A 26,464-nucleotide genomic window follows, 5' to 3' on the forward strand; every position below is an offset into this window, starting at 1 on the left:
GAACGGCTACTCGGGGATGAGCTGGCCGATCCACGCGGCCAGCCGCTCCACGGTCGGTGGCCGTGAAGCGGCGGTGCGCAGCTGCCGGTGCACGGCGCGGACGAGTTCGGGACGGCGCAGCAGGGCGCGCGCGGCCGGATGCGGGCCTCGCGCGGACAGCGCGAGGCCGAGACCGACCAGCGACGTCGGGCGGTCCGGGGACGCGGACAGTTCCCCTCGGTAGCACTCGGCCGCCTCGGCGAAATGTCCGCGGGCGTAAGCGAAATCGCCGGCGGTGGCGCCCGGGACCCTGGGCCGCGCTTCCGGGGACGGGGCCGCGTCGTCGACGGTGAGCCGGATCAGGTCGGTCCGGGCACGGGACCAGGAACCGTCCGGTACCGGGGTCGGCGGTAGATCGGCCGCGTTGATGGCGGCGGTCGGCCGAGGACGTCCGCTCAGCCATGCCTCCGTCAGTTCGGTGACCGCCGCTGGATTCGGTCGCAGGTGACGCGTGCGCCAGCCCGCGAGGTGGTCCCGGGCGACGGCCTCGGCCAGTTCGTTCACTTCGGCCGATACGGCCTCGTCCTGCCAGGGGCCGAGGCGTTCGGCGATGCCGTCGAGGAACCGGCGTCCGGCGGCGGTCAGGGTCGCGTCCGCATGCAGCGACTGGAGGGTGTGCCAGCTTTGCCTGCGCCAGTACGCGAATTCGAAGGCCGCGCGCCGGGATGTCGCATCCGCCCGAGCGAGGGCCCGCCAGAAGGCGGCGACCCCGAAGAAGGCGTAAACCCCTTGCAGCGCACCGCTGAGCGGTCGCGGGTCGTCCCGCCACGGCACGTAGATCCGCTCGCCCGGATCGGGCTCGTACAGCTCGATCAGGTGTAGCAGGCCGCCGAGCACGATGTGCTGGAACTCGTGGATCAGGGTGGCGGCGAGCGCCGCGCCATCGGTCGGCAGCCCGACCACCGCGCTGCCGAACGCTTCCCCGGTCGAAGCGCTCGGATTCCGGAAGAGGACATGTGGCTTCGGCACCAGTGAATTCAGCCCCACCGGCATGACCTCGGCCAGCTCGGGCAGGTGCGTGGCGATCAACCGGCACGCCTCGTCGATCAGCCGTTGCCACCGCGCGACGTCTCCGGTGGGCAGTCGTTCGGGCGGGATCGGCTCGTAAAGGCCGCGGTAGGGGTCGAGGTCGTCCAACCGCAGCGAGAACCGGTGCGCACCGACTCGGCTCCGCACTTTCCGGATGCCCCACCAGCCCGGTCCGTCGGTGGCGAACGCGACCGGCAGCCGTACCGCGGTGTCGGCGGTCGAGACAACGTAGCGGTTGCTCGCGCCGCGTACTGTCGCCAATGAGAATTGTGCGGTGGCGGGCAATCGGGCCATGCCCAGCGCCGGGAGGATGGCGTTGCCGTGCCACACCGGGATGGCGATCTCGAAGTCCAGTTCCGCCTGGATCGCCGCGGCCGCCGCGATCGCGTGCACGTGCCCCAGGTGCATCCACAGTGGACCGACACCGTCGATTCCGTTGCGCAGCAAGCGAGTCGTGTAGCCCGCCCAGCTCCCGGTATAGGGACTGGTGAGCATCCGGTTCACCGTTCTCGGCGATCTGGCCTCGGCCCGCGCCAGCAGTTCCCAGACCGAGTCCAGCGGCGGCAACGGGCCCAGCGATTCCGGGACTTTCGCCGCCTCGGTCATCAGCGCGTGCAACAACAGCTTCCGTCTGCTCCGCTCGGCCCGGCGCAGCCGACGTGCCATGTCCTCATCGCCGTCGAGCCGCGCGAGTGCGTCGAAATCCCGCCAGGACAAGCGATGGAACGTGGGGTGCTCCCCTGCGGGTGGCGGCATCAATCGATCCGCTCGCCACCCGAAGCGTTTGTGCTCCGGTAGCGCGGGCGGACATGCCTGGTGCGTTCCACCACGTGATTCGCCGAATGGCGGAGAGCAGCGTCGTCCAGCTCTCGCAATGCCGTGAAAGGGACACCGTCGAGGTCGATCAACGCGGATTCGATGTCCGGTTCGGTACTGGCCGAGAACGAATTCATTGTGCCGATCTCCTCTACCACCCAAAGGTTGCGAGAGCCAGATGTTTCCCAGGATAACCGAGATGCCCACAACGACGCCGTATCAATCAAACCGGTCCTCCCGCGGCGAAGGCGAGTGGCCCGCGGCCAGTTCACGGAGGGCGTGGGGCCGCGTGATCGTGACGCGCTGACGGGCGGTGCGCACGATGCCCAGCTTGCGGAGTTCGTCGAGGCCACGGACCAGGGTGCTGCGGGAGACGCGGGCGAAGCTCGCCAGTTCGCCCTGGTTGAAGTGGAGATCGACCTGCTTGTCCCCGGCTCCGCCGGGTGAGTGCTGCAAAGACAGTTCCAGGAGCACCGCGGCCAGGCGTTGCGGAAAGTCCGGACCTCCGGATTCGAGGCGGAGACGATCGGACTCCTGCAGGCGGATCGCCGCCGAGCGGAGGAATTCCTCGGCTATGCGCGGGCAGGCGCGCAGTACCCCCAGGAATTTCTCCCGCGCCACCACCAGGGTGTGCACCTCGTCGATGGCCGACATCGTCGCGGCCCTTGGCAGGCCGCTGATCGGGGCCAGTTCCCCGACGATCTCGGCGGGGCCACGCGCGGCGAGCGGCGCGTCGTCGCCGCGGTAGTTGGTGGCGCTGATCTTCACCCAGCCGCGCAGGACGACGAACACACTGGCGGGCGGGCTGCCCTGCAGGGCGAGGATCTGGCCGGGACGCCACACCTTCACGTACCCGGCGGCGGTGAGGGCGGCCCGCTCCGACTGCGTCAGCCGGAACCAGGCTCTGCGTTCCCCATTCTCAATGGCGGAGGAACCCGTCACGTGGCCCCTCCCGTTCCGACGGGCCCGGTTTGGCCCCGTGTTCCATTTGACGCATCGCTCGCTTCCCCGGACCGCCAGCATCGTCAGTGGGCAACACAGCCGAAGTTTCTGACCGCAACCAGCAATTGTGCCAGGCGACAGGCCACTTCACCAGGCCTTACGCCGTGACCGGGGAGGTACGTCATGCGTGGGGCCGAGAATGTGGTGAGACGACCCGAGGCCGGGCGCCAGGAGTTCGGGGCGATGCCGCCGCCGAGGTCGTTCGGGATCTACCCGAAGCCCTTCACCCCGCATCCCCCACTCGTGTCCGGCGGCTGGTACCAGGGCGCCGGCCGGGAGGTGGTCGGCCCCGGCCGGTATCCCGTCGACCGTCCGGCAGGCAAGTCGGCGGGGGCGGCGCTGCTCTGGACCGTCGTCTTCGGGCCGTTGGGGCTCTGCTATTTCTCGGTCGCCGGGGGGCTCGTGGCGGCGGCGGTGGCCGCGGCGATCGTCATCGCGGCGGGCAGTGCCGTGCTGCTGGCCGTGATCTGGCCGGTTTCCATGGTGCTGGCGCTGGTGGCGGTGCCATGGCACTGACCAGGACGCCGGTGCCGCGTGGGGGCGGCACCGGCTCTTCCCACCGCCCGGATTGTCCACTGTGGACATACGGGCTCATGGGACGGGGGACGACGTGGCGGGTGTGCCGTTCGCGGCCTTGGTGTAGCGGCGGGCCAGCCGCGCGAAGGCGGCCTTGAGTTCGGCCGGGCCGACGACCTCGATGTCGGCGTCGAACCTGCCGAGGCCGGCGGCCAGGCTCGGCCACGACCACGAGCCGGCGACGAGCCGGCACCGGTCGGGGCCCAGTTCCTCGACGATTCCGTCGCGGGTGTAGCCGGACACGGTGGCGGCGGGGAGATCGAGGACGACTTCGCCGCGGCAGGGCCAGCCGCCCGTGTCGCCGGTGCCCAGGAACTTGCCAGCCACGAACGCGGCCACGTCGCCGCCGGGGAGTTCGCGCGGGGTGAACCGGGGGCCGGTGGGAATGCGCGGCGTGATCCGGTCGGCGCGGAAGGTGCGCCAGTCGTCGCGGTCGAGATCCCAGGCGACGAGGTACCAGCGGCCGCCCCAGGTGACGAGGTTATGGGGCTCCGCCCGGCGCGGCGGGGTGTCCGTGCCGGTGCCGCGGTCCGGGAGAGTGACCGGGGCGTAGCCGAAGCGCAGCACTTCGCGGGCGTGGACGGCCGCGCTGAGCGCCATGAGCACGGCGCTGTCGACCTGAGGGCCCGGCCGGTTCGCCGGCCGTTCGACCGCGGTGACCCGGAGTGTGTCGATGCGATGGCGCAGGCGCGCGGGCATGACCTGCCGGATGGTGTTCAGCGCGCGCACCGCCGCTTCCTCGATGCCGGCGCCGGAGGTCGTGGCGAGCTGGAGCGCGACGGCGAGGGCGACGGCCTGGTCGTCGTCGAACAGCAGCGGCGGCAGCTCCCGGCCGGCGTCGAGCCGGTAGCCACCGTCGGGGCCCTTGGTGGCCACGATGGGATAGCCGAGTTCGCGCAGGCGGTCGACGTCGCGGCGAACCGTGCGCGGGCTGACGTCGAGCCGCTCGGCCAGGAGCGTCCCCGGCCAGTCCCGGCGTGCCTGCAGCAACGAGAGCAGGGAGAGCAGCCGTGCTGAGGTTTTCGGCATGACTTCCATTCTGCCCGAGTAGCGGACACATCCTGGCCGCTACTCCTGTCATCGTGGTCTCGTGCCGGAAAACGACAACCCGAAGGGCCCGAACACCGTGACCACCACCTCGTCCTCCCCGACGCTCGACGCCGAGCGGACCGACCTGCTCGCCCTGCTCGCGACCGCGCGCTCGGCCCTGATCAACACCACTCGCGGGCTCGGCGACGAGCAGGCGAAGGCAACTCCGACGGTCAGCGCGCTGTGTCTGGGCGGCCTGGTCAAGCACGTCGCGGCCATGGAGGCGCAGTGGCTGCGGTTCGTGGTGGAAGGCCCCGGCGCGATGAACTACGAGCTGCCGGAGGGAGTCACCTGGGCGGACATCGCGGCCGGTGCCGCGCGTGAGATCCCCCAGTGGATGATCGACCACCAGAACGGCTTCCGGCTGCTGCCCGGCGAGACGCTGGCCGGGGTCGTCGAGCACTACGAGCAGGTCGCCGCTCGCAGCGCGGAGGTCATCGCCGCCCTGCCCGACCTGTCGGTCACCCATCCGATGCCGGACGCGCCCTGGCACGAGCCGGGAACGGTGTGGAGCGTGCGCCGGGTCCTGCTGCACGTCATCGCCGAGACCACCCAGCACACCGGACACGCCGAAATCCTGCGCGAGAGCATCGACGGGCAGAAGTCGAGCTGACCGGTGCCCGTTCTCGACACCCGTGCGCTCAACCGCGCGACGCTCGCCAGGCAGCTGCTGCTCGACCGTGCCGATCTGCCGGTGCTCGACGCCGTCGGGCAGCTGTGTGGGCTGCAGGCGCAGGAACCACAGGAACCGTTCGTCGGCCTGTGGTCCCGGCTGCGTGCCTTCGAGCCGGCGGCACTGGACGACCTGCTGACCGGGCGGCGGGTGGTGCGGACGCATCTCATGCGCCGCACGGTCCACCTCCTCACCGCCGACGACGTGCTGACCTGGCGGGCCCGGCACGACGCCATGCTGCGGCAACGGGTGCTCGGGACCTACCGCCGCGAGCTCGACGGGGTGAACCTCGGCGAGCTCGCGGCGGCGGGCCGGGCGGTACTGGCCGACGACGTACCGCGCTCGATGGGCGAACTCGCGCGGGAACTCGCCGACCGGTGGCCGGGACCGGGACCGCGGGCATTGGGCGAGCTGCTGATCGCCGCGCTCCTCCCGGTGGTGCAGCTGCCGCCGCGCGGGCTGTGGCGCACCAAGGCGGGAGTGCGCTACGTCCTGCTTTCTTCGTGGCTGGGGCGCGAGATCGACCCGCCGTCCCCGGATGGCGCCGACCCGGTCGGGCAGACGCTGGTCCGGCGCTATCTGGCCGCGTTCGGCCCGGCGGCGTCGGCGGACCTGCGTGCCTGGTGCGGCCTCGCCGGACTGCCCGCGGCGGTGTCCGCGATCCGCGAGGAGCTGGTCTCCTTCCGCGACGAGCGTGGCCGGGAACTGCTGGACCTGCCGGACGCGCCCCGCCCGGATCCCGGAACGCCCGCCCCGGTGCGGTTCCTGCCGGCGTTCGACAACGCGATCCTCGGTTACCAGGACCGCGGCCGGATCATCGACGACGAGCACCGCGGCCTGTCGGTCGCCGGTGAACGCGTCGTCCTCGTCGACGGCAGGGTCGCCGCGACCTGGAGCGTCGAGGCGGACACCGTGAGCGTCACCCCGCTGCGGCGCTTCTCCCGGACCGAACGCGCCGACGTCGCCGAGGAGGGGCAGGCGCTGGCGTTGTTCCTCTCCGGCAACGACAGTGACCGCGTGCGGATCAGCTGAGCGTGTGGTCCCTGTCCACTATGGAGTGTCGGTCCTGTGGCGATGTGCTGGACGAATGGCCGTTCTCTGTCACACGCCAAGCCGTGACGCCGCACGCGATCGCGATCAGCCCGCACGCCGACGCGACGACCACGGCCCACGTCACGCTGGTGGTCACCGCCAGATAACCCTGGATACCCGCTACGACGCCGTAGGTGATCGCCAGTCCCCGCCACTTGCCGCGAGTGCTCATGCGGTACCTCCTGGTCTCCGGAGATAGGCCCTACATCGCGCTACCGGGGAAGATGGTTACACCGGTACCGAACAAATCTCGGCGGTGAAGACAGTATCCAGCGCCGCGAAGGGAACGTTCGCGGCACTCGGGTCCCGCAAGGGTCCCTTCCCGGCGTCGAAGTCCACAAAGGACGTCGGGGCGTCGTTCAGCGCAGCCGTTCGTGCAGTGCCTCCATCCGGGCATCGAGCTGCGCGGACATCATCGCGGTACTGGCGAGCTCCTCGGCGAAGTCCGCGGGGACCCGGTCGTCGTACTTGTAGAACAGCTTGTGCTCCAGGGTCGCCCAGAAGTCCATCGCGATGGTGCGGAACTGCAGCTCGACCTTCACATTCTCGACCCGGTCGGAGAGGAACACCGGGATGCGCACGATCAGGTGCAGGCTGCGGTACCCGTTGGGCTTCGGGTTCGCGATGTAGTCCTTCCGGCGCAGCAGTTCCACGTCGTCCTGTGACGTGAGCATGTCGGCCACACGGTACACGTCGGAGATGAAGGGACAGATCACGCGCACGCCCGCGATGTCGTCGAGGTGCTCGGCGATGGCGGCCAGGTCGGCGGGGATGCCCCGGCGGCGCCGCTTGTCCTGGATGGCCTCCGGCCGCTTGACCCGGCTGGTGATGTGCTCGATCGGGTCATGCCGGTGGACGAAGTCGAACTCCTCGCTCAGGATGCGCAGCTTCGTCATCAGCTCCTCGATGGCGAACTTGTACACCAGGAGAAAGCGGGAATACGAAAGCTCGGGGCCGACCGCCTGCTCGTCCTGCGCCGTGACCGCGGCGGCCGCGCGCGCCGATGACCCGGTGCTCACCGGACGCGGGGTGGCCTTCCGCGAAACGCTGTCCATTCCTACCCTCACTGACCTGCGACAACCCTCGAGTGAATCAACGAACTCCACGATAACCGTGTTCCCGTCACCCGCTGTGGCCGAGGTCCCTCACTCGATGTGACGCAGGCCCCTTCCCCGGGGAAGGCGTGATTCCGTGAATGCCACATTGAGGTTTTCTCACTAAGGATTCTGGGGCCGCGTGTGTCGCCGGTTGTGTTGTAGGACGCCTTCGGTGCGCTGGTCTGGGGTGTGACAAGGGCGTCCCTGGGTGCGGTGGATGCACCCAGGGTGTCCCTCGGACTTCCCTGCGTTCGCCGACTCCGTTCGCCCGATGTCGCGAACGCTCCGTTGCCGACGATGAACGTCCCGAACGGAGCGTTCACGACACACACCCCGGCCCCACCGCATGCCGTGAAGGCCTCTTTACCGGCGCTCAACGCCGTCAATGTCCCCTTCGCGACACACGCCCCGGGCCCCTGTCCCGAACACGGACCGACGGCCGATTGTCCACACGGGACTTCGCTGCCAGCGGCACAGTCCTTTGTGGATCCGGGCCTCCGCGGTGCGGGCGGGAGCGAAGGGGTATTCCGCGAGCGGTCCGCGAGGCTTACGCTGACCGCCATGACTCGCCTTGCTCGCGGCCTGACGGCCGTAGTGTTGCTGGGAGCGCTCGCCGCCTGTTCGGGGGACCGGACGCCGGGGCGGGACGAGATCATCGCCAAGATCAAGGCGGACCCGCAGACGCGGGGAACCTCGGACCAGACCGCCGGGTGCCTCGCCGACTGGTACCTGCGTTACGCCACCCCGGCGGAGACCAAGGCGTTCGTGGACGGGACGGCGGGCGGGAAGGCGCCGGACAGTCACGGTGAACAGGCGCGGGCGGCGATGCTGGACTGCCTGAAGACCGCCGCCGACACCCGCTGACTCGTCTGGTCTGTCCGATCGCTCCTAAGATCGTCTGTTTGGCTCTATATCGGACAGTCCGGCGCTGGTTAAGCTCATCCCAGCACGAGCGGCTCGTCCATCCTGCCTGGGGGAACGGCGTCCGCTCGCCGTGACCTGGGGGGAACAGTGCGCGTGCCGCGTCGTTTCGTTGTGCTCTCACGCCTTCTGGTACTGGCGATGGTGTTCGCCGTCGTTTCGCTTGGCCTGCCCGCGTCGGCTCCTTTGCCGCGTGGCAAGGAAAACGCGGCGTCGGCGCAGGCGCAGAAACCCGCGGGACCGCCGACCCGGGTACGGGAACTGGCCGATCGCCGTGCGTCGGCGATGCGGGTGTACGAGCTTTCCAACGGCCAGTACGAGGCCGAGGTTTCCGCTCAACCCCAGCATTTTCGCGATGCCAAGGGGACATGGCAGCCAATAGACACGACGGTGCGCGCCCGGGCCACGGACGGCTATCGGTTCGGTAACGACACCAATGCGTTCACCAGTTATTTCGGTGACCGGACCGATCGGCTCGCCCGGTTCGCGCTGAACGGTACCCGGGTGGAAATGGGACTCGACGGCCCGGTCAGGCCGCTCGAACCGAAGGCGGAACGGGATTCGGTCAGTTATCCGAACGCCGTGGACGGCGCGGAGCTGCGTTATCAGGTCACGGCTGATTCCCTCAAGGAAAAAATCGTCCTCGCGGCGCCGCCGAAGGACGGGACGTACCGGTTCACCCTGCGCGCGCAGGGAGTCGTAGCACAGCCGCGGCCGGACGGTTCGATCGCTTTCTTCGCTTCCGCCCCTGGTCTCGCGGACGGTCCGCCGTTGTACGTGATGCCACGGCCGTTCATGACCGATTCCGCCGACGACGCCAAGTCGCCGCACGGAAAGTCGTGGAGTGACAAGGTTTCGCAAACCGTGGAACAGCACGGTGAAACGATCACCGTGGTGGTGCGTGCCGACCGGGAATGGCTGGCCGCCCCGCAGCGGAAGTATCCCGTGGTGATCGACCCGACGATCCGGGTCGAGCCGACGTCGAATTCGGGGCAGGACAGCCAGATCTGGTCGGACAGCCCGGACCGCAACGACGGCGCGGACTACCAGCTTTCGGTGGGGACCGACGACACCGGCATCGCGCGCAGCCTGGTGAAGTTCGACATGTCGGTGGTGCCGGCGGGCACGAGCCTGACGTCGGCGAAACTACGGATGTACTACGACAACGAGCTGTACACCGGCGCGAACGACGTCACGATGGAAGCGCGCCGGATCACCAGCCCGTGGGCGCAGAACACCGTCACGTGGAACAACGCCAACGCCGCGTTCGCCGAAGCGGGGCTTTCGACCGCGGTCAAGCGTGCCAACGTTTCCCAGGTCTGGTCCGAATGGGACGTCCGCAACATCGCCCAGTCGTGGGTTTCCGGTTCGGCGCCGAACCACGGTCTCCTGGTGAAGGCGACCGACGAGACGCTCAAGCGCGGCGGCGCGGTCCACCACGCGGCCGAGTTCGTCTACAACGGCGACACGGCGACGTTCCCGAAACTGGTCCTGACCTATGGACGTCCGGGCGCGGTGCTCCAGACCATCACGAAGGCCTACGCCACCGGCGCGGAACTGAACTGGGCGCCCTACACCGATCCCGATCCCGCCAACGTGAACGACGACATCGTCGAATACCAGGTGCACCGCTCGGTCTCGCAGGTCTTCACGCCCTCGTCGGCGACGCTGATCACCTCGGTGGGCGCGCAGGCGACCCGGTTCGTCGACACCACCGCCCCGGTCACCCCGGACAGCGCGCCGGACCTCGGGTGGAACGCGTATTACTACATGATCGTCGTCAAGACCCGCGACGGCCAGCTCGTCCCGAGTGCCACGCAGATGACCAGGACACCCAAGGCGGGTCAGGTCCGGCAGACCTTCCGGGCGAGCGCGGACACTACCCTCGCCGCGAACCAGCCGAACACGAACCTCAACGTGCTGACCGGGCAGCCGTGGCTGCAGGTCGGTAACAACAGTGGCACCTTCGGCAAGACACGGGCGGTCGTGAAGTTCGACGGCCTGACCTCGATCCCGGCGGGAACCAGGATCGTGGACGCCGACCTTTCGCTCTGGGGCTTCTACTCGAACGGTGCCGGTGCGACCTTCGACGGGCATACGCTCACGAAACCGTTCGTGGAGAACGAAGCCACCTGGAACCGGGCGTCGGCGGCGACGGCGTGGTCCGCCCCCGGCGGGGACATCGCGGCCAGGGCCGACTTCGTCTCCGGTGTCCCCGACAAACCGACCTGGCACATCTGGGAAAACGCCGGCATGGTCCAGGGCTGGGTGGACAACCCGGCCACCAACAACGGGTTCCAGGTCAAGCTGCGTGACGAGGCGGGCGCGGCACAGCGCGTGCTCTTCTTGTCCGACGAGGCGACGGAACCGTTGCTGCGCCCCACACTGGCTGTGTCCTATTTGGGCACTCCGCCCGCCCCGCCCGCCGCTCCCGTAGTGTCCTCTTCGGACTATCCGGCCGACGGACAGCCGCACGGCGGTGCGGGCAAGGCGGGCTCGTTCACCTTCAAACCGGGTAGTACCGCGCCGATCAGCAAGTTCGTCTACCAGCTCGATTCCGACGCGAAGCCGACCGAAGTCCCGGCGACCGGCCAGGTTTCGGTGAACCTGACGCCCGCCGCGTCGGGCACCAGGACGTTGACGGTACGCGCGCTGGACGCGACCGGCGTGTCGTCGATCGCGACCACCTACTCGTTCGTCGTCGCCGAACCGTCGCGGCACAAGAAGACGAAGACCGACTTCAACGGGGACGGCAAGGACGACATCGTCACCTTCACCCGCGGAGACACGGCGGCGGTCTACGTTTCGCTTTCCGACGGCACGAAGTTCGTCCAGGACGGCTGGAAATGGCACGACCATTTCGCCGTGCAGAACGAGATCCCGCTGACCGGTGACTTCAACGGCGATGGCAAGGCCGACATAGCGACGTTCACGCGAGGAACCGGCGCGAAGGTCTACGTCGCCCTGTCCGATGGGACGAAGTTCTCGCCGACCGCGGGGCTGTGGCACGACTATTTCGCGGCGGGCGAGGAAATTCCGCTGGTCGGTGACTTCAACGGCGACGGCAAGGACGACATCGCGACGTTCACCCGGGGTGGCGACGGAGCCGTCTACGTGGCGCTGTCGGACGGGACGAAGTTCCTGCCGTCGGTGAAGTGGCACACCGCCCTCGCCCGTGGCACCGAAATGCCCGCGGTCGGGGACGTGGACGGTGACGGCAAGGACGACATCGTCGTGTTCACCGGTGGCGAGGCCGCCGACGTGTACGTGGCGCGTTCCGATGGCACGAAGTTCGCGCCCACCGCCGAGAAGTGGCACGACAACTTCGCACCCGACGCGAACCGGGCGGGCGTCGGCGACATCGACGGCGACGGTAAGGACGACATCCTGTCGTTCACGAACGGTCAGGTGACCGCCGCGCTCTCGAGCGGGACCGCGTTCGGCGCGGCCCGCCAGTGGAACGCGAACTTCGCGCCGGGCGGCGAACTGCCCGGCATCGGGGACTTCACCGGGGACGGCAAGTTCGACGTCGCCACGTTCACTCGCGGCACTGACGCGAAGGCCTACGTCGGCGTCTCGGACGGCACGCGTTTCGGCGCCGGTGCCCAGTGGCACGGCCATTTCGCCGTGGGCGCCGAAGTGCCGCGGCCGAGCCTGTTCGCCGCGGGGCCGGGCACACCCGCCCCGGTGCCGCCCGCCAAACCGCTGGTGTCCTCTGTGGACTATCCAGCCGACGGACAGCCGCACGGCGGCGTGGGCAGGCCGGGCACGTTCGTCCTGAAGCCGGGCGATGCGGTGTCGGTCGCGAAGTACGTGTACCAGCTGGACACCGATGCTCAGCCGACCGAGGTCGCGGCGGCCGGGGACACCTCGGTGACCGTGACCCCGGGTGCGGCGGGCAACCGGACGCTGACCGTGCGCGCGTTCACCGCCGGTGGCCTGGCCTCGCAGCCGTCGACCTACGCCTTCGTGGTCGCCGCGCCGGCTCAGCCGCCCGCGGCGCCTGCAGTGTCCTCTTCGGACTATCCGGCGGACGGGCAGCCGCATGGTGAGCCGGGCAGGGAAGGGATCTTCGTTCTCAAGCCGTCCAGCGCCGTCCCGGTCACCGGATACCGGTGGCAGCTCGACGACGGCGGGCCCGCGGACGTCGCGGGCAGCGGTGAGGTGCAGATCAAGGCGACCCCGCGGACGCCGGGCCAGCACACGCTGACCGTCCGGGCGCTCGGCGCGGAGAACACCGTGTCACCACCGGCGACCTACACCTTCGTGGTGGCCGATCCGCCGGGTGGACCCGGTGCGCCGCAGGTGCTTTCGCTCGACTACCCCTCGGGCGGCGCCCCGTACGGCGCGCCCGGCAAGGAGGGCGCGTTCACCTTCCGGCCCACCGGCTCGACGGCGATCGCGGGATACCGCTGGCAGCTGAACGGCGGTCCGGCCGCCGACGTGGCGGGCACCGGCAAGGTCCTGGTGAAGATCACGCCCACCACAGCGGGGCCGCAGACGCTGACCGTGCGGACGTTCACCGGCGCGGGCGCGGTTTCCGCACCGACCGACTACCGGTTCGAGGTCGCCCCGCTGGCCCCGCCGGACGCCCCTGCTGTGTCCTCTGTGGACTATCCGGCTGACGGACAGCCACACGGCGACGCCGGTCGTGAGGGCGTGTTCACCTTCCGCGCCAACGGAACCACGCCGATCTCGGGTTATCGCTGGAAACTGGACGACGGCGCGACGAGCGACGTCCCCGGCACCGGTGACGTCCAGGCGCGGATCACGCCGCCGACCGGCGGAACGCACACGCTGGTGGTCTGGGCGATCGGCAGCGCGGGCTCGGCGTCGGCGCCCACGACGTACACCTTCGTCGTCGCCGGGGCGGCGCCGACCCCGGACGTGCCACTCGTTTCGTCGGCCGACTACCCGGCGGACGGGCAGCCGCACGGCAGCCTCGGCCAGGCCGGGACGTTCACGCTGCGCTCGCAGGGCGCCGTCGCGGCGGACGTGCTGCGGTACCAGCTCGACACCGACGCCGCGGCCACCGAGGTCCCGGCGGGCACCGGCACCGCGACGATCAGCCTCACCCCGGTCCGCTCCGGGCAGCGCACGCTGACCGTCTGGGCCAAGGTCGCCGCGTCCGGTGTGCAGTCCGCGCCGGCGAAGTACGTCTTCGTGGCCGGCGCCCCCGCCGGTCCGCGCGACTACTTCTACGACGCCGCCGGGCAGCTCGCCGGGGTCACCAACAACTCCGGCGAGGCGGCCGCCTATCGGTACGACGCCGCGGGCAACCTCGAAGCCACCGACCGGTACCGCACGGACACCGCGTCGATCTTCGCCATGGTCCCGGCGCGCGGCCCGATCGGCAGCACCGTCGAGATCAGCGGAACCGGCTTCGCGGCACAGCCCGCGGACAACAAGGTGACCTTCGACGGGATCGCCGCGCAGGTCACCGCCGCCACGGTGAACCGGCTCACCGTGGCGGTCCCGGCGGGCACCGGCGCGGGCGCGGTGAAGGTCACCGCCAACGGCAAGACGGCGGCCGCGCGCACCCCGTTCGTCGTCAGCCGCGGCGTCCCCGCACCCACGGTGACCGGGGTTTCCACCGACCGCGCCAACTCGGGCGACACCGTCACGATCACCGGTACCGGATTCGATCCCGACCCGGCGCGCAACGTCGTCCTGTTCCACCAGACCACCGCGCGGGTCAAGCAGGCGGGCACCACCAGCCTGACCGTCGAGGTGCCCGCGGCGGCGTCGTCCGGCCGGATCACCGTCCGCACCCCGGGCGGCGCGGCCACCAGCGGGAGCGATTTCCTCGTGGCACCACGGGGTTTCGTGATCGACAAGCTGGTGTACGGCGGCCGGATCGAACTCGGCAAGCCGCTGGAGCTCGACATCCCGGCAGGCAAGGACGCGGTGGTCCTGATCGATGGCAAGGCCGGCGAGCGGGTGCACCTCGACCTGGAGAACAACACGATCCCGGTCCGCTCGGCGATGTGGATGTTCACCCCGCACGGCGGCGACTTCGCCCGCCGCACCATGGGCGATCCGCTCGACCTGTGGGCGGGCAGCACGCTGCGCCAGGACATCCCGGTGTTCGGTGCCAACGGCACGTACTCCATCGTCGTGGCGCCGGACGACACCGCGTCCGGCAAGGTGCGGATCACCGCGTCGCACGAACTGACCGGCGACAAGCTGACGCGCGACGGCACCGGTGTCCCGTTCACCGTCACCGTGCCGCAGCAGCGCGCGGAGATGACGTTCACCGCCACCGCGGGTGAATGGCTGAGCTTCGGCCTGACCGATCTGAGCATGCCGGCCAACACCTTCGACGTGCTGGTCACCTACCCCGACGGCCACGGCGGCGGCACCTGGAAGGCGTCGCTGACCACGTACACCCCGACGATGGTGTTCCGGGCGAAGACGACCGGCACCTACAAGGTCGGCGTGACGTTCGGGCCCGAGGAACTCGGCGCGGGCAAGGTGTGGCTGTCCAGCGTGCTCGAACCGGGCGCGCTGGCCGTCGACGGGCCCGGCACGCTGATGAAGATCAACCGGCCTGGCCAGTCCGTCCGGCTGCCGTTCACCGGGGTGGCGGGCAAGCCGCTGCGGTTCGCCACCACCGAGAACACGTTGCGGGAGAACGGAAGACCCGGCTATCCCAGCGGCATCCTCGTCGAGCCGGACGAGAACCAGGTCGAGCTGCGGAACGGCACGCAGGAGATCCGCAACATCCCGGTCCGCAAGAACGGCGAGCACAACCTGTTCATGAGCGGCTGGGAGGCCGTCGGCGCCGCGCGGGGCTGGCTGACCTCCGGGACCGAAGCGGGCAAGCTGCCGATCAACGCGCACACCAAGGTCACCATCGACCGGCCCGGCCGCGAGGTGTGGTTCGACTACGACGGCGTCAAGGATCGCCCGCTGCACCTGCAGACCCGCGACAAGAGCCTGCCCGGCACCCTCACCATGCGGGTCTACCAGCCCACCGGTGGCAGGCTGGTGAACAGCTCGATCGACGGCAAGCTGGACATCCCCGCGCTGCCGGAGACCGGGAAGTACCGCATCCACCTCGATCCGGGCTACGCCACGACGGGCAGCGTCACGATCGCGGCGTCGGAACCGCTCGACCTCGGCCAGCTCGCGATCGACGGGCCGATCCCGAATCCGGCGATCTCCGTCACCGGCCAGACGGTGACCGGCAAGTTCGCCGGGCAGGCGGGGCAACGGCTCAGCCTCGGCTTCACCTCGCCGAACATCCCGTTCCTCAAGGTGAAGGTGCTCAAGCCGGACGGTGGCACGCTCGACGGCCCGCAGACGTTCAACCTGCCCAACGCTCTCGACCTCACCACGCTGCCGGTGACCGGTGACTACCGGATCCTCCTCGAACCGCTCGACGAGTCGAGCGGGCCCGCCACCGGTGAGCTGGGGATCGCACTGTCCGGGGAAGCCGACGGCGGCAAGGCCGAAATCGGCGGCCCGGCCAAGACGATCACCATCGCCAGGACCGGGCAGAACGGAAAGGTGACCTTCGACGGCACCGCGAACGACGTCCTGCAACTGGACGTCACCCGCAGCTTCCCGAACAACTACGGCGCCTACTACAGCCTGATCGCGCCGGACGGCACGGTTTCGCCGCGGCACTCGTGGATGTCGTACGACCGCTTCAAGCTGTCCCCGCTCAAGGCGACCGGTACCTACACGCTCGTGTTCGACCCGGCGGGCGCGGTCACCGGTTCGATGACCGTCGCGATCAGCAAACCGGCGGCGGCAGTGCTCGCGCAGAGCACGCGCATCGATCCGCCGAAACCGGTCACCCCGAAGTGCGTCCCGGCCGAGCCGCGTCCGCAGCCCGCCAAGGGTTCCCCGGTCCCGCAGGGGTCCGCGCAGCCACCGGCCGCACCGGAGCCCGCGGCCGCGCCGCCGTCCCCGTCCACCTGCGCACCGGCCGGTGGCTGGCAGCCGGACGCCGCCAACCTCGGCGGTACGGACTGGAACACGCGGTACGAGCCGGTGCCCGCGCGGGACCGTCCGCTGCAGTTCGCCGTCGGGTTCACCGGTGTCGTCGGCAAGATCGCCGCGACGTCCGGGCAGGCCCTGGCCGGTGTCGCCGTCAGTGCCGGCGGACAGCGGGTCGTCACCGACGACCAGGGCAAGTTCGCGCTCACCGGGCTGCCGGACGGGCACGTCGTCCTGCGCGTCGACGGCCGCGCGAACGCCACCGGCCGCGCGTTCGGCGCGTTCGACATCGGCGTGGACACCCACGCGGGACAGATGCTCGTCCTGCCGTACACGGTGTTCCTGCCGGAGATCGACACCGCCGCCACGGTGCACGTCCCGAGCCCGACCACCGGCGAGACCGTGCTCACCACCAAGGCCATCCCCGGCCTGGAGGTGCGGCTCCCGGCGGGCAGCGTCGTCCGCGACGCCGACGGCACCGTGGTGACCGAGCTGAGCCTCACCCCGATCCCGATCGACCGGCCCCCGTTCCCGTTGCCCCCGACCAAGGTCCCGGTGTACTTCACCGTCCAGCCCGGCGGCAGCTATCTGTTCCCCGAGGGCGCCACGATCGTCTACCCGAACTACACCAAGGAGGCGCCGGGCACCCGGACCCAGTTCTGGAACTACGATCCGGACGGCAAGGGCTGGCACATCTACGGCTACGGCACCGTTTCGCCGGACGGCAAGCAGATCGTCCCCGACGGGAACGTCAAGTTCTACCGGCTCACCGGCGCGATGACCGCGGTGCCGGGGATGAACCCGCCGCGGATCGCGCCACGGCCCAACGGCACCCGCGTCGGCGACCCGGTCGACCCGTCCACCGGTCTGCTGGTCGACGAGACCACGGACCTGGTCGTCGACGACATCGCCCCGATCGAGATCAAGCGCACCTACCAGCAGGGCGACACCGACATCCGTGCGTTCGGCGTCGGCACCAGCTTCAACTACGGTTTGTACCCCTGGTCGCCCGGCATCATCGGGCAGTTCACCTTCCAGGAATTCGACCTGGTGCAGCCGGACGGCAGCCGGATCCACTACCGGCGGACCTCGCCGGGCAAGGACTACGCGGGCGCGGTGTTCAAGGCCGACCCGACACCGACGAAGTTCGACGGCTCCGTGGTGCGCTGGATCGACAGCGGCTGGGACGTCACCCTGCGCGACGGCACCGTGATGGTGATCGGCGAAGAGGCGCCGCTGCAGGAGATCCGCGACAAGTTCGGCAACACCACCACCCTCACCCGCGCCACCGCGCCGCCGGGCACCGACGGCAAGGTCCGCGCGAACGGGCCGGTCACCCAGATCACCTCGCCGAACGGCCGCTGGGTGAAGTTCACCTACGACGAGGCGAACCCGCCGCGCGTCAAGTCCATTGAGGACAATCTCGGCAGGCGCGTCGGGTACACCTACGACGCCACGGGCCACCTGGAGACGGTGACCGACGTCCGCGGCGGCGTCACGCGGTACACCTGGGACAAGGGCCTGCTCAAGTCCATCACGGACGGCAGGAACACCCGGTACCTGCTCAACGAGTACGACGACAAGGGCAGGGTCAAGACGCAGACCGCCGCCGACAACGGGGTCACGAAGTTCGACTACGTCGACTCGGGGGACGCGATCGTCGAAACCCGGATCACCGACCCACGCGGGCACGTCCGGCGGTTCACGTTCAACGACAAGGGCTCGGTGCTCACCGACACCAAGGCGTTCGGCACCGCGCTCGCGGCCACCACGACGAACGAGTACGAAGCGGACGGCGTGCGCCGCAAGGCGATGATCGATCCGTTGCAGCGCAGGACGACCTACGTCTACGACGCCAACGGCCAGCTCAAGGAACAGACCGTGCTGGCGGGGACGCCGGACGCGCGCACCGAGAAGTGGGAACGCAACGGCCCGCACGGCGAGCTGACCAAGTACACCGACATCTACAACAAGGACACGGTGTACGGGCTCGACGCGCGCGGCGCGGTCGAATCGGTGACCGATCCGGCGAACCGGAAGACGACCTACAGGACCGATGAGAAGGGCCTGGTCACCAAGGTCACCGATCCGGCAGGCAAGTTCACCACGACGGACTACGCCGGCGTGGATCCGATCCGCGGCACCGATCAGCTGGGCCGGGTCTCGACGACGGCGTTCGACGCCCTCGGCAGGCGGGTGCTGGCCGCCGATCCACGGGGCGCGGTCTCCGAAACCGCCTACACCGCGGCGGGACAGGTCGCCTCGGTGACCGATCCGCTCGGCCGCAAGGTGTCCTACGAGTACGACGCCAACGGCAACCGCACGAAGGTCACCGACGCCCGCGACGGGCAGACCGTCTTCGACTACGACGCGATGGACCATGTCGCCAAGGTCACCGACCCGCTCGGCAAGTTCGAGCTGGCGGAGTACGACGCCAACGGCAACCAGAAGAAGCACACCAGCAGACGCGGCATCGTCACCGAACACGACTACGACGAGCTGGACCGGCGCCAGGAGAGCCGGTACGGGACCGAAAGCAGCACCAAGTTCGGTTACGACCTCGGCAACCGGCTGAAGCGGACCGAGGACTCGGCCGCGGGCGTCGCGACGATCGACTACGACGGCCTCGACCGGGTCAAGGCGGAAACCACCCCGCACGGCAGCGTGTCCTACGACTACAGCGCGACGGCGCGGGACCGGACCATGACCGTGCCCGGCCGGGCCCCGGTCCGGCAGGTCTACGACGCCGTGGGCGCGCTGTCCGAGGTGCAGCAGGGTGGCAGCGCGGTGACCACCGTGAGCCGTGACGCGGTGGGCCGCGCGGAGCGGGTCGGCGCCCCCGGTGACGGGTTGTCGCAGACCTACGCCTACGACGACGCGGGCGAGATCAAGTCGATCACCTATCGTTCGGGGCAGAACGTCCTCGGCGACCTCGCCTACGACTACGACACGGCGGGCCAGCCGACGAGGACACGCGGAAGCTACTCCCGCGCGATGCTGCCCGAGGCGTTCGGGGACGCCAGCTACGACAAGGCGAACCGGATCCGCAGTGTCGGTGCCACCCCGGTCAGTTACGACCCGGACGGCAACCTGCTTTCCGACGGGACGGCCACCTACACGTGGAACGCCCGCGGGCAGCTCGCCGGGCAGACCTCGCCGGGCATGACGGCCAGGTTCGACTACGCGGCCGACGGCAAGCGGCAGGGCCGCACGATCAACGGCGTCACCACCAACTACCTGTACGACGGGGACAACCCGGTGCAGGAGAAGGTGAACGGCGCGGTCACCGCCACCATGACGTCGGCGGGGGTGGACGGGTTCCAGCTCCGCGAGTCGGGCGGCACGACCCGCCGCTTCCTGACCGACGCGCTGGGCAGCGCCGTCGGCCTGGCCGACAACACCGGCGTGGGCGCGTCGTACTCCTACGAACCGTTCGGCCGGACCTACGTCACCGGGAACGACGGCGGCAACCCGTACCGGTTCGCGGGGCGCGAGGACGACGGCACCGGGCTGTACTACAACCGCGCCCGGTACTACAGCCCCGGCCTGCAACGGTTCCTCAGCGAGGACCCGATCGGGTTCGACGGCGGGATCAACCTGTACGGCTACGCCGGCAACAAGCCGACCCAGCTCACCGACCCGATGGGCACGAAGCCCGCGTCTTCGGGCAATGGCTGCGGTTCGAACAGCTTCACGCCCGAAACCAGGGTGCGGATGGCGGACGGCTCCGACAAGCCGATCGCCGAAGTGAAGCCGGGCGACAAGGTGCTCGCGACCGATCCGGCCGACGGGCACACGGAAGCTCGAGTGGTCACCGCGGCCATCGCGGGTGATGGCCAGAAGCACCTCGTCGCCATCTCCGTCGACACGGACCGGGACGGCAAGGCCGACAGCACGATCACCGCGACGGACGGACATCCGTTCTGGGTCGCGGCCGGTCCCGGCGAGTGGCGGGCGGCGCGAGACCTGCGTCCCGGTGCCCTGCTACGCACCTCCGCGGGCACGTACGTCCAGGTCACCGCTGTCGAGCAGCGGGCGGAGACACTCCGGGTACACAACCTTTCCGTCGACGGACCACACACGTACTACGTGCTGGTCGGCGACATCCCGGTACTCGTCCACAACTGCGGTACGGGGGACGGCGGTAAGTACGGTGATCTGCAGCCTGCCGGGCAGGGATACGAGATCAACCACATCCCGGCCAATTCCATCAGCCCGCTCAGCAAGTACAGCGGCCCCTCGATCCGGATGGACCGCGCCGACCACCGTGAGCTCTACAGCACCGGTTCCTCCCGGGAATCACAAGCCTGGCGGATGCGGCAGAAGGAGATGATCGACGCCGGGGACTTCCGAGGGGCGATGATGATGGACATCCAGGACATCCGCAACCGCTTCGGCACCAAGTACGATCGGCAGATCGCCGAGATGTGGGCGAGCCTGAGCCAGAACCGGGCTCTCCGGAACTGGCTCGAAAACAGGTGAATGCACGGACAAGCGAACGCGGAACGAAATGGGACTCGGTGTGTCTTCAGAGTGGAAAGCGGAAATCGTGGCGTGCGGCGACCTCATCCAGGACGACGACGATTCGGCGCCTCCGGAAGAGGCCGAGCGCCGCTGGAACCGGTACGTCGAGCTCGCCGACGCCGTGACCGGCGCGGAGGGGCCGGAAGGAGTCGCGGCAATCGTCGCCTCGCTGAAAGCCGAGGACGACTACGGGGCCTACCAGGCCGCGCACGCGGCCCTTTCCCGGTTCCCGCACAAGGACCTGGGGGAGGGAATGGCGCAGGCCGCCGGCGACCTGCTCGCCCTGCCGAAGGACAACAACGGCAACGTTCTGCTCATCCTCGCGCACGCGGGACCGGACGCGGTACGTGCCTTCACCGATGCGGTGCGTGGCGCTACTCCGGAAGTCCGCGCCGCATTGCGTGAACTGGTGGAGTTCCATGAATCCGAGGAGTGGCTCACGGACGAAAAGGCGCACGGGTTCATCCGGATCCGGGATGAATAGCAGTGGACCAATTCGGTGTCGATGTTCCTCGTCACCGTCGAGCACGGGGACATCGGCCCGGTCGACATCGCGTGCGGATCTGGCTGGACAACCCTGAGGAAGCGCAACGGGTGAGGATTCGCCTCACCACGGAGTGATGCACGGTCGGTGCGGACAGGCGTCCGCGTAGCTGGGGGCGTGAATATGCGTGCGTGGGCAAGAACGCGTCGGTGGCTCGTCGCGGGGGCGGTGCTGGCCGTCGCGGCGGGAGTTCCCGTGTGCTCCGCCGGGACGGCACAGGCCGCGGAAGGCCAGGTGCACAAACCGGCGGACGCCAAGGTGATCGAGGGCCGCTACATCGTCTCGCTCAAGGCACGGCCCGGGCTCGCGGCCGCCGCGAGCGCGAGTTCGCTCGCGGGCAAGTACGGCGGCAAGGTCGAGCGCACCTACCAGGCGGCGCTGACCGGGTTCACGCTTTCGGCGTCGGAGGAGCAGGCGAAGCGCCTGGCCGCCGACCCGCGCGTGGACCGGGTGGAGGCTGACGCGGTCGTGCGTAGCACCGGCACGCAGACCACCCCGCCGTGGAACCTCGACCGGGTCGACCAGCGAAGCACCGTGCTGGACGACACGTACACCTACCCGGATGGCGCGGGCGCCGGAGTGACCGCGTACATCATGGACACCGGGGTCCGGACGTCCCACGCCGAGTTCGAGGGACGCGCCAGCGTCGGCTTCGACGCCATCGGCGACGGCTGGAACGGCCAGGACTGCAGCACTTTCGGGCACGGCACGCATGTCGCGGGCACCGTGGGCGGTGCGACCTACGGCGTGGCGAAGAAGGTCAAGCTCGTCTCCGTACGTGTGCTGAGCTGTGAGAACGTCGGTGCCGTCAGCCAGATCATCGCGGGCGTCGACTGGATCACCCAGCACGCACAGCGGCCCGCGGTGGTCAACATGAGCCTGGGCGGCGGGAAGTCCGCGGCCCAGGAACTCGCGGTCAAGAACTCCATCGCCTCCGGCCTCACCTACGTGGTGTCCGCCGGGAACGACGACCGGGACGCCTGCAACGCCAGCCCCGCCGCCCTGCCGGAGGCGATCACCGTCGGCGCGAGCAACCCGGTCGACGAGCGGGCGCGGGACTGGAAGGATCCGGGCAGTTCGATCGTCAGCGCGTCGAACTACGGCCCCTGCCTCGACTTGTTCGCCCCCGGGGAAGCCATCAAGTCGGCGCACAACGCCACCGACACCGCGACGGTGATCCTCCGCGGCACGTCGATGGCGTCCCCGCACGTGGCGGGCGCTGCCGCGCTGCTGCTGTCGCAGTCGCCGAACCTGGCACCGGCCGAGGTGACGAACGCGCTGCTCGGCCGGGCCACGGTCGGCGTGCTGAAGCAGGACACACTGAAAACCGGCTCACCGAACAAGATGCTCTACACCGGAGTGCCGCCGCAAATGGTCTGTTCGGGCACGAACGACTCCCGGCGGTCCATTCCCGATCTCGGCAGCGTCACGAGCACGATCGAACTGACCGCGTGCCCCCGAAAAGTGGCGTCGACGGCGACGGTGCGGGTGCGCGCCGAACATCCGGCACGCGGTGACCTCTCGGTCCGCCTCGTCGCGCCCGACGGCTCGGAGCGCGTGCTGAAGGAAGCCGACGGCGCCGACGCCACCCCCAACCTCGACCAGACCTACTCGCTCACCGATATGTCCACAAAGGACGCAAATGGGGTCTGGAAACTGGTGGTACGGGACAACTTCGGCTTCGACGAGGGTGCGTTGGTCGGCTGGAACCTGGTGCTGGCCGAACCCGCGGTCGCGTTGCCCGTGGTGTCGTCGGCGGTGTATCCCGCCGACAACCAGCCGCACGGCGGTGTCGGCGTCGGCGGCACGTTCGTCTTCAAACCGGGCAGCTCGGTGCCGGTCGCGAAGTACTCGTACCAGCTGGACGGCGAAGCACAGCCGAAGGAAGTAACCGCGACGAACGGCGAGGCGTCGGTGACCATCACCCCGGACGCGGCGGGCCGCCGGACGCTGACAGTGCGCGCGTTCAACGCCGTCGGCGAGCCTTCCGCTCCGGTGCCGTACGACTTCGTGGTCGCCGACGTGCCACCGCCCGCGGCCCCGGTGGTGTCCTCCTACGACTATCCCGCGGACGGACGTCCCAGCGGTGGCGCGGGATTGACCGGCGGCTTCACCTTCAAACCGGGCAGTGCGCAGGCGGTCAAGAAGTACTCGTACCAGCTCGACACCGACGCGCAGCCGGCCGAGGTCGCGGGCACCGGCGAGGTTTCCGTACCCGTCACGCCGAGCGCGGCCGGCCGCCGGACGCTGACGGTCCGCGCCATCGACGGCGGCGCCCCGTCCGCGCCCACCACCTACACGTTCACCGTGGCCGCGGCGACGGATCTCCTCGACGGCGGCACCCTGGTCGCCGACGGTGCGGCCGTCACCCAGACCATCCCGGTCGACAAGGCGCTCCGGCTGCGGTTCGACGGCACGGCGGGCGACAAGCTCGGCCTCGGCATCCCGTCGAACGCCGTCACGACCTTCGCGAAGGTGTGGGTCGTCGACCCGGCAGGCCGCTCGTTCACGGTGGAGAACAACAACGGCCCGTCGTACACGAGCCCGGCGACCAGCCGCTACATCCCGATACCGGCACTGACGACGACCGGGTCGTATCAGGTGTTCGTCGATCCGGACGCCGCCGGAACCGGTGCGGTCACCGTGCAGCTCTCGAAGAGCCTCACCGGGACGACCGACCCGGCGGCGCAGGGATTCCCGTACAGCCTGACCAGATCGGGCCAGTCCGTGGACCTTTCCTTCGACGGCGCGCAGAACACCTGGTACGACCTCGGTGTCACCGATCAGCCGAGCACCCAGTACCTGACCGTGCACGTGTTCGACCAGAACGGGACCAGGGCCGGGAACCCGCTGGTCCTCTATTCCGGCTCGCCCGTCCGGTTCCGCACCGCGGCGCCCGGCAGGTACCGGGTGGTCGTCGGCGACTACTTCGGTGGAAGCACCGGCGGCGGGAAGCTGTGGCTGTCGACCGAGGCGGACGCCGGTGACATCACCACCTCCGGACCTGCCAAGACGCTGACACTGAGCAGGCCTGGGCAGCACGCGCGGCTGAGGTTCGACGGCACGGCGGGGCAACGGCTCGGCTTGGCGTTCACCGACCTGTCGTGGCAGTTCGGCTCCCCCAACACGGTGGCCACCGGGCCGGACGGGGGCGCGCTGAACGTGGAGAAGTACGGCAGTGGCGCGATCTTCCCGGCACTCAAGCAGACCGGCGGTCACGAACTGGCCGTGAACAGCGGCAGTGCGAACACCGGGACCCTCAAGGCCACGTTGTCCGAGGAGGTCGCGGCCGGCCCCATCGCCGTGGGCGGCGCGGCCAAGCCGATCACGGCCGGCCGCGTCGGGCAGCACACCCGCCTGAAGTTCGACGGTACGGCCGGTCAGCGGCTGAGCCTCGGTGTCACCGACGCGACGACGGGCTTCGGCAACCACTTCATCCGCGTCTACCAACCGGACGGGACGACGCTGAGCTACGGGTCCCACACCACCGGTGCCGACCGGTACGTGTTCGAGGTGCTTCCGGTGACCGGCGCCTATGAGATCCTGGTGAGCCCGACCAACAGCGCCACCGGAACGGTCACGCTGACCCTGTCCGCTCCCGCGGACGCGGGGACCGTCACGGTGGGCGGTGCCGCGGTCGCGGTGTCGGTGCCCCGCGCGGGGCAGGAGGGGAAGGTTTCCTTCACCGGCGCGGCCGGTGACAAGCTCAGGCTGACGTTCAGCGGCAGCACGTTCGCGGACAAGATCTTCTCCCTCACCGTCCTCAAACCGGACGGGACCACTCTGGTCGACAGGGCCTACAAGCCCGACCTGAACCCGTACGACCTCCCGGCGTTGCCGACGGCGGGCACCTACGTGGTGCTCATCGATCCGTCCGTCGCGGGGACGGGGTCGCTTGCGGTCGGTCTGGTCCGGTCACCGTGACAGGACGGAAAACCTGGGGCAGGCGGTCGTTCCTGGCCGCCGTGGGCGTGGCGGGCCTCGCCGGATGCGCGGGCCCGTACGTCCCCGCCCCGTCGCCATCCCGCGCCTTGCCGCATCAACCGGGGGTGGTGGACCCGGCGTTGGCCAGGACGGAACTGGTGGCCTTCGACGTGACGGCTCGGGACAGGGACGGACTCGCGGCGGTACTGCGGGCCCTGAGCGCGCCGGCGCCCGGGGCGACGGCGACCGTCGCGGTAGGGGCCTCGCTGTTCGACGGACGGTTCGGCCTCGACCGTCCGCGACGGCTGACCCCCATGCCGTCCTTCCGCAACGACGTCCTGGATTCCCAGTGGTGCCACGGAGATCTGCTCGTCCAGGTGAGCGCGGACACCGAGGAGCCGATCAGAACGGCGCTGGCGCGGGAAATCCCGGGCGTCACCCCGCGCTGGCGCCTGCCCGGCTTCCACCCCGGCGGTGAAGCGCGCAACCTGTTCGGCTTCCGGGAAGGCGCCGGAAACCCCGACACGGCGGACGCCGGGCTGATGGACCAGCACATCTGGGTCCAACCCGGCGACGACGAACCCGCGTGGTGCGCGGGCGGGAGCTATCAGGTCGTCCGCCTCATCCGGCTCGCCATGCCGATCTGGGACGCGGAGCCGGTCGCGACCCAGGAACGGGTGTTCGGCAGGAGCAAGGACACCGGGGCGCCGCTCGGGCAGGCCAGGCTGTACGAGAAACCCGACTACACCAACGATCCTGGGGGCCGGGTGATCGCTCTCGACGCCCACATCCGCCGCGCGAACCCTCGGACGCCGGGCAGCGACGCGCGGCAGATCCTGCGCCGTAGTCACTCCTATCGGCGTACCCCGGAGGACAGCGGGCAGATCTTCGTGTGTTTCCAGCGGGACGTGGAGCTGGGCTTCGCCACCATCCAGCGGCGGCTGGCCGGTGAGGCGCTGGAGAAGTACCTGCTGCCGTTCGGTGGTGGTTACTACTTCGTTCTGCCGGGTGCGACGGGCGACGACTTCCTCGGCGCCACAATGCTTTCCGGACGCTGACAGACCTCGCCCGCGAGGGGACCGCGTTCCGTGAATGCCACATTGAGGGACTCAGAGCCCGTCAATGTGGCATTCACGGACTTGACGCCCCCTACACGTGCAAGGAAGACGGCACGACGAACTCCGACGATCC

14 protein-coding genes are annotated in these 26,464 nt (G+C 69.7%); 8 read left to right on the forward strand and 6 right to left on the reverse strand.

All coding sequences use genetic code 11. The features are described from left to right. Window positions 1–6 precede the first annotated feature (6 nt). The 3 genes from ACFW0G_RS15380 to ACFW0G_RS15390 all read right to left on the reverse strand — a co-directional run bounded on the left by ACFW0G_RS15380 (window position 7) and on the right by ACFW0G_RS15390 (window position 2,826). Window positions 7–1,785 (reverse strand): aKG-HExxH-type peptide beta-hydroxylase, encoded by a 1,779-nt coding sequence (locus ACFW0G_RS15380; protein ID WP_378325848.1) that lies wholly within the window; start codon window positions 1,783–1,785, stop codon window positions 7–9. Window positions 1,786–1,823: 38 nt separating this feature from the next. Then, on the reverse strand, window positions 1,824–2,042 hold the full coding sequence (locus tag ACFW0G_RS15385) for a hypothetical protein (RefSeq protein ID WP_378325849.1): 219 nt from the start codon (window positions 2,040–2,042) through the stop codon (window positions 1,824–1,826). A 61-nt stretch (window positions 2,043–2,103) separates the two neighbouring features. Further along, complete coding sequence (locus tag ACFW0G_RS15390; RefSeq protein ID WP_378325850.1) at window positions 2,104–2,826, reverse strand: Crp/Fnr family transcriptional regulator; 723 nt, start codon at window positions 2,824–2,826, stop codon at window positions 2,104–2,106. A 183-nt stretch (window positions 2,827–3,009) separates the two neighbouring features. On the opposite strand from ACFW0G_RS15390, the gene ACFW0G_RS15395 reads away from it, so the two are divergent. Then, window positions 3,010–3,402 (forward strand): hypothetical protein, encoded by a 393-nt coding sequence (locus ACFW0G_RS15395; RefSeq protein ID WP_378325851.1) that lies wholly within the window; start codon window positions 3,010–3,012, stop codon window positions 3,400–3,402. A 75-nt stretch (window positions 3,403–3,477) separates the two neighbouring features. Here the strand turns inward: ACFW0G_RS15395 and ACFW0G_RS15400 are convergent, their stop codons facing one another. Continuing rightward, complete coding sequence (locus ACFW0G_RS15400) at window positions 3,478–4,491, reverse strand: helix-turn-helix transcriptional regulator (RefSeq protein ID WP_378325852.1); 1,014 nt, start codon at window positions 4,489–4,491, stop codon at window positions 3,478–3,480. A gap of 61 nt (window positions 4,492–4,552) precedes the next feature. On the opposite strand from ACFW0G_RS15400, the gene ACFW0G_RS15405 reads away from it, so the two are divergent. Both ACFW0G_RS15405 and ACFW0G_RS15410 read left to right on the forward strand, forming a co-directional pair. Further along, window positions 4,553–5,164 (forward strand): DinB family protein, encoded by a 612-nt coding sequence (locus tag ACFW0G_RS15405; protein ID WP_378325853.1) that lies wholly within the window; start codon window positions 4,553–4,555, stop codon window positions 5,162–5,164. Between the two features lie 3 nt (window positions 5,165–5,167). After that, entirely contained in the window at window positions 5,168–6,256 is a 1,089-nt protein-coding gene (locus ACFW0G_RS15410; protein ID WP_378325854.1) for a winged helix DNA-binding domain-containing protein, read from the forward strand. On the opposite strand, the gene ACFW0G_RS15415 is transcribed toward ACFW0G_RS15410, so the two are convergent. Both ACFW0G_RS15415 and ACFW0G_RS15420 read right to left on the reverse strand, forming a co-directional pair. Further along, on the reverse strand, window positions 6,249–6,488 hold the full coding sequence (locus tag ACFW0G_RS15415) for a hypothetical protein (protein WP_378325855.1): 240 nt from the start codon (window positions 6,486–6,488) through the stop codon (window positions 6,249–6,251). The two genes, ACFW0G_RS15410 and ACFW0G_RS15415, sit on opposite strands and share 8 nt — an antisense overlap. Before the next feature lie 187 nt (window positions 6,489–6,675). After that, window positions 6,676–7,371 carry a GTP pyrophosphokinase family protein gene (locus ACFW0G_RS15420; RefSeq protein ID WP_378325856.1) on the reverse strand — a complete coding sequence of 232 codons (696 nt, stop codon included), beginning with the start codon at window positions 7,369–7,371 and terminating at the stop codon, window positions 6,676–6,678. Window positions 7,372–7,974: 603 nt separating this feature from the next. Here ACFW0G_RS15420 and ACFW0G_RS15425 point away from each other — a divergent pair. The 5 genes from ACFW0G_RS15425 (at window position 7,975) to ACFW0G_RS15445 (ending at window position 26,331) form a co-directional block, all read left to right on the forward strand. Next, a complete protein-coding gene (locus ACFW0G_RS15425; RefSeq protein ID WP_378325857.1) occupies window positions 7,975–8,277 on the forward strand; it encodes a hypothetical protein in 303 nt (100 codons plus the stop codon). 171 nt (window positions 8,278–8,448) lie between these two features. Beyond that, entirely contained in the window at window positions 8,449–20,763 is a 12,315-nt protein-coding gene (locus tag ACFW0G_RS15430) for a DNRLRE domain-containing protein (protein WP_378325858.1), read from the forward strand. Window positions 20,764–20,803: 40 nt separating this feature from the next. Beyond that, window positions 20,804–21,289 (forward strand): hypothetical protein, encoded by a 486-nt coding sequence (locus ACFW0G_RS15435; protein WP_378325859.1) that lies wholly within the window; start codon window positions 20,804–20,806, stop codon window positions 21,287–21,289. Between the two features lie 183 nt (window positions 21,290–21,472). Next, complete coding sequence (locus ACFW0G_RS15440) at window positions 21,473–25,273, forward strand: S8 family serine peptidase (protein WP_378325860.1); 3,801 nt, start codon at window positions 21,473–21,475, stop codon at window positions 25,271–25,273. Beyond that, on the forward strand, window positions 25,270–26,331 hold the full coding sequence (locus tag ACFW0G_RS15445; protein WP_378325861.1) for a Dyp-type peroxidase: 1,062 nt from the start codon (window positions 25,270–25,272) through the stop codon (window positions 26,329–26,331). Before ACFW0G_RS15440 ends, ACFW0G_RS15445 begins: the two co-directional genes overlap by 4 nt. The last annotated feature ends 133 nt before the right edge of the window (window positions 26,332–26,464 follow it).

The organism is Amycolatopsis sp. NPDC058986, assembly GCF_042741125.1.
GTDB lineage: Bacteria > Actinomycetota > Actinomycetes > Mycobacteriales > Pseudonocardiaceae > Amycolatopsis.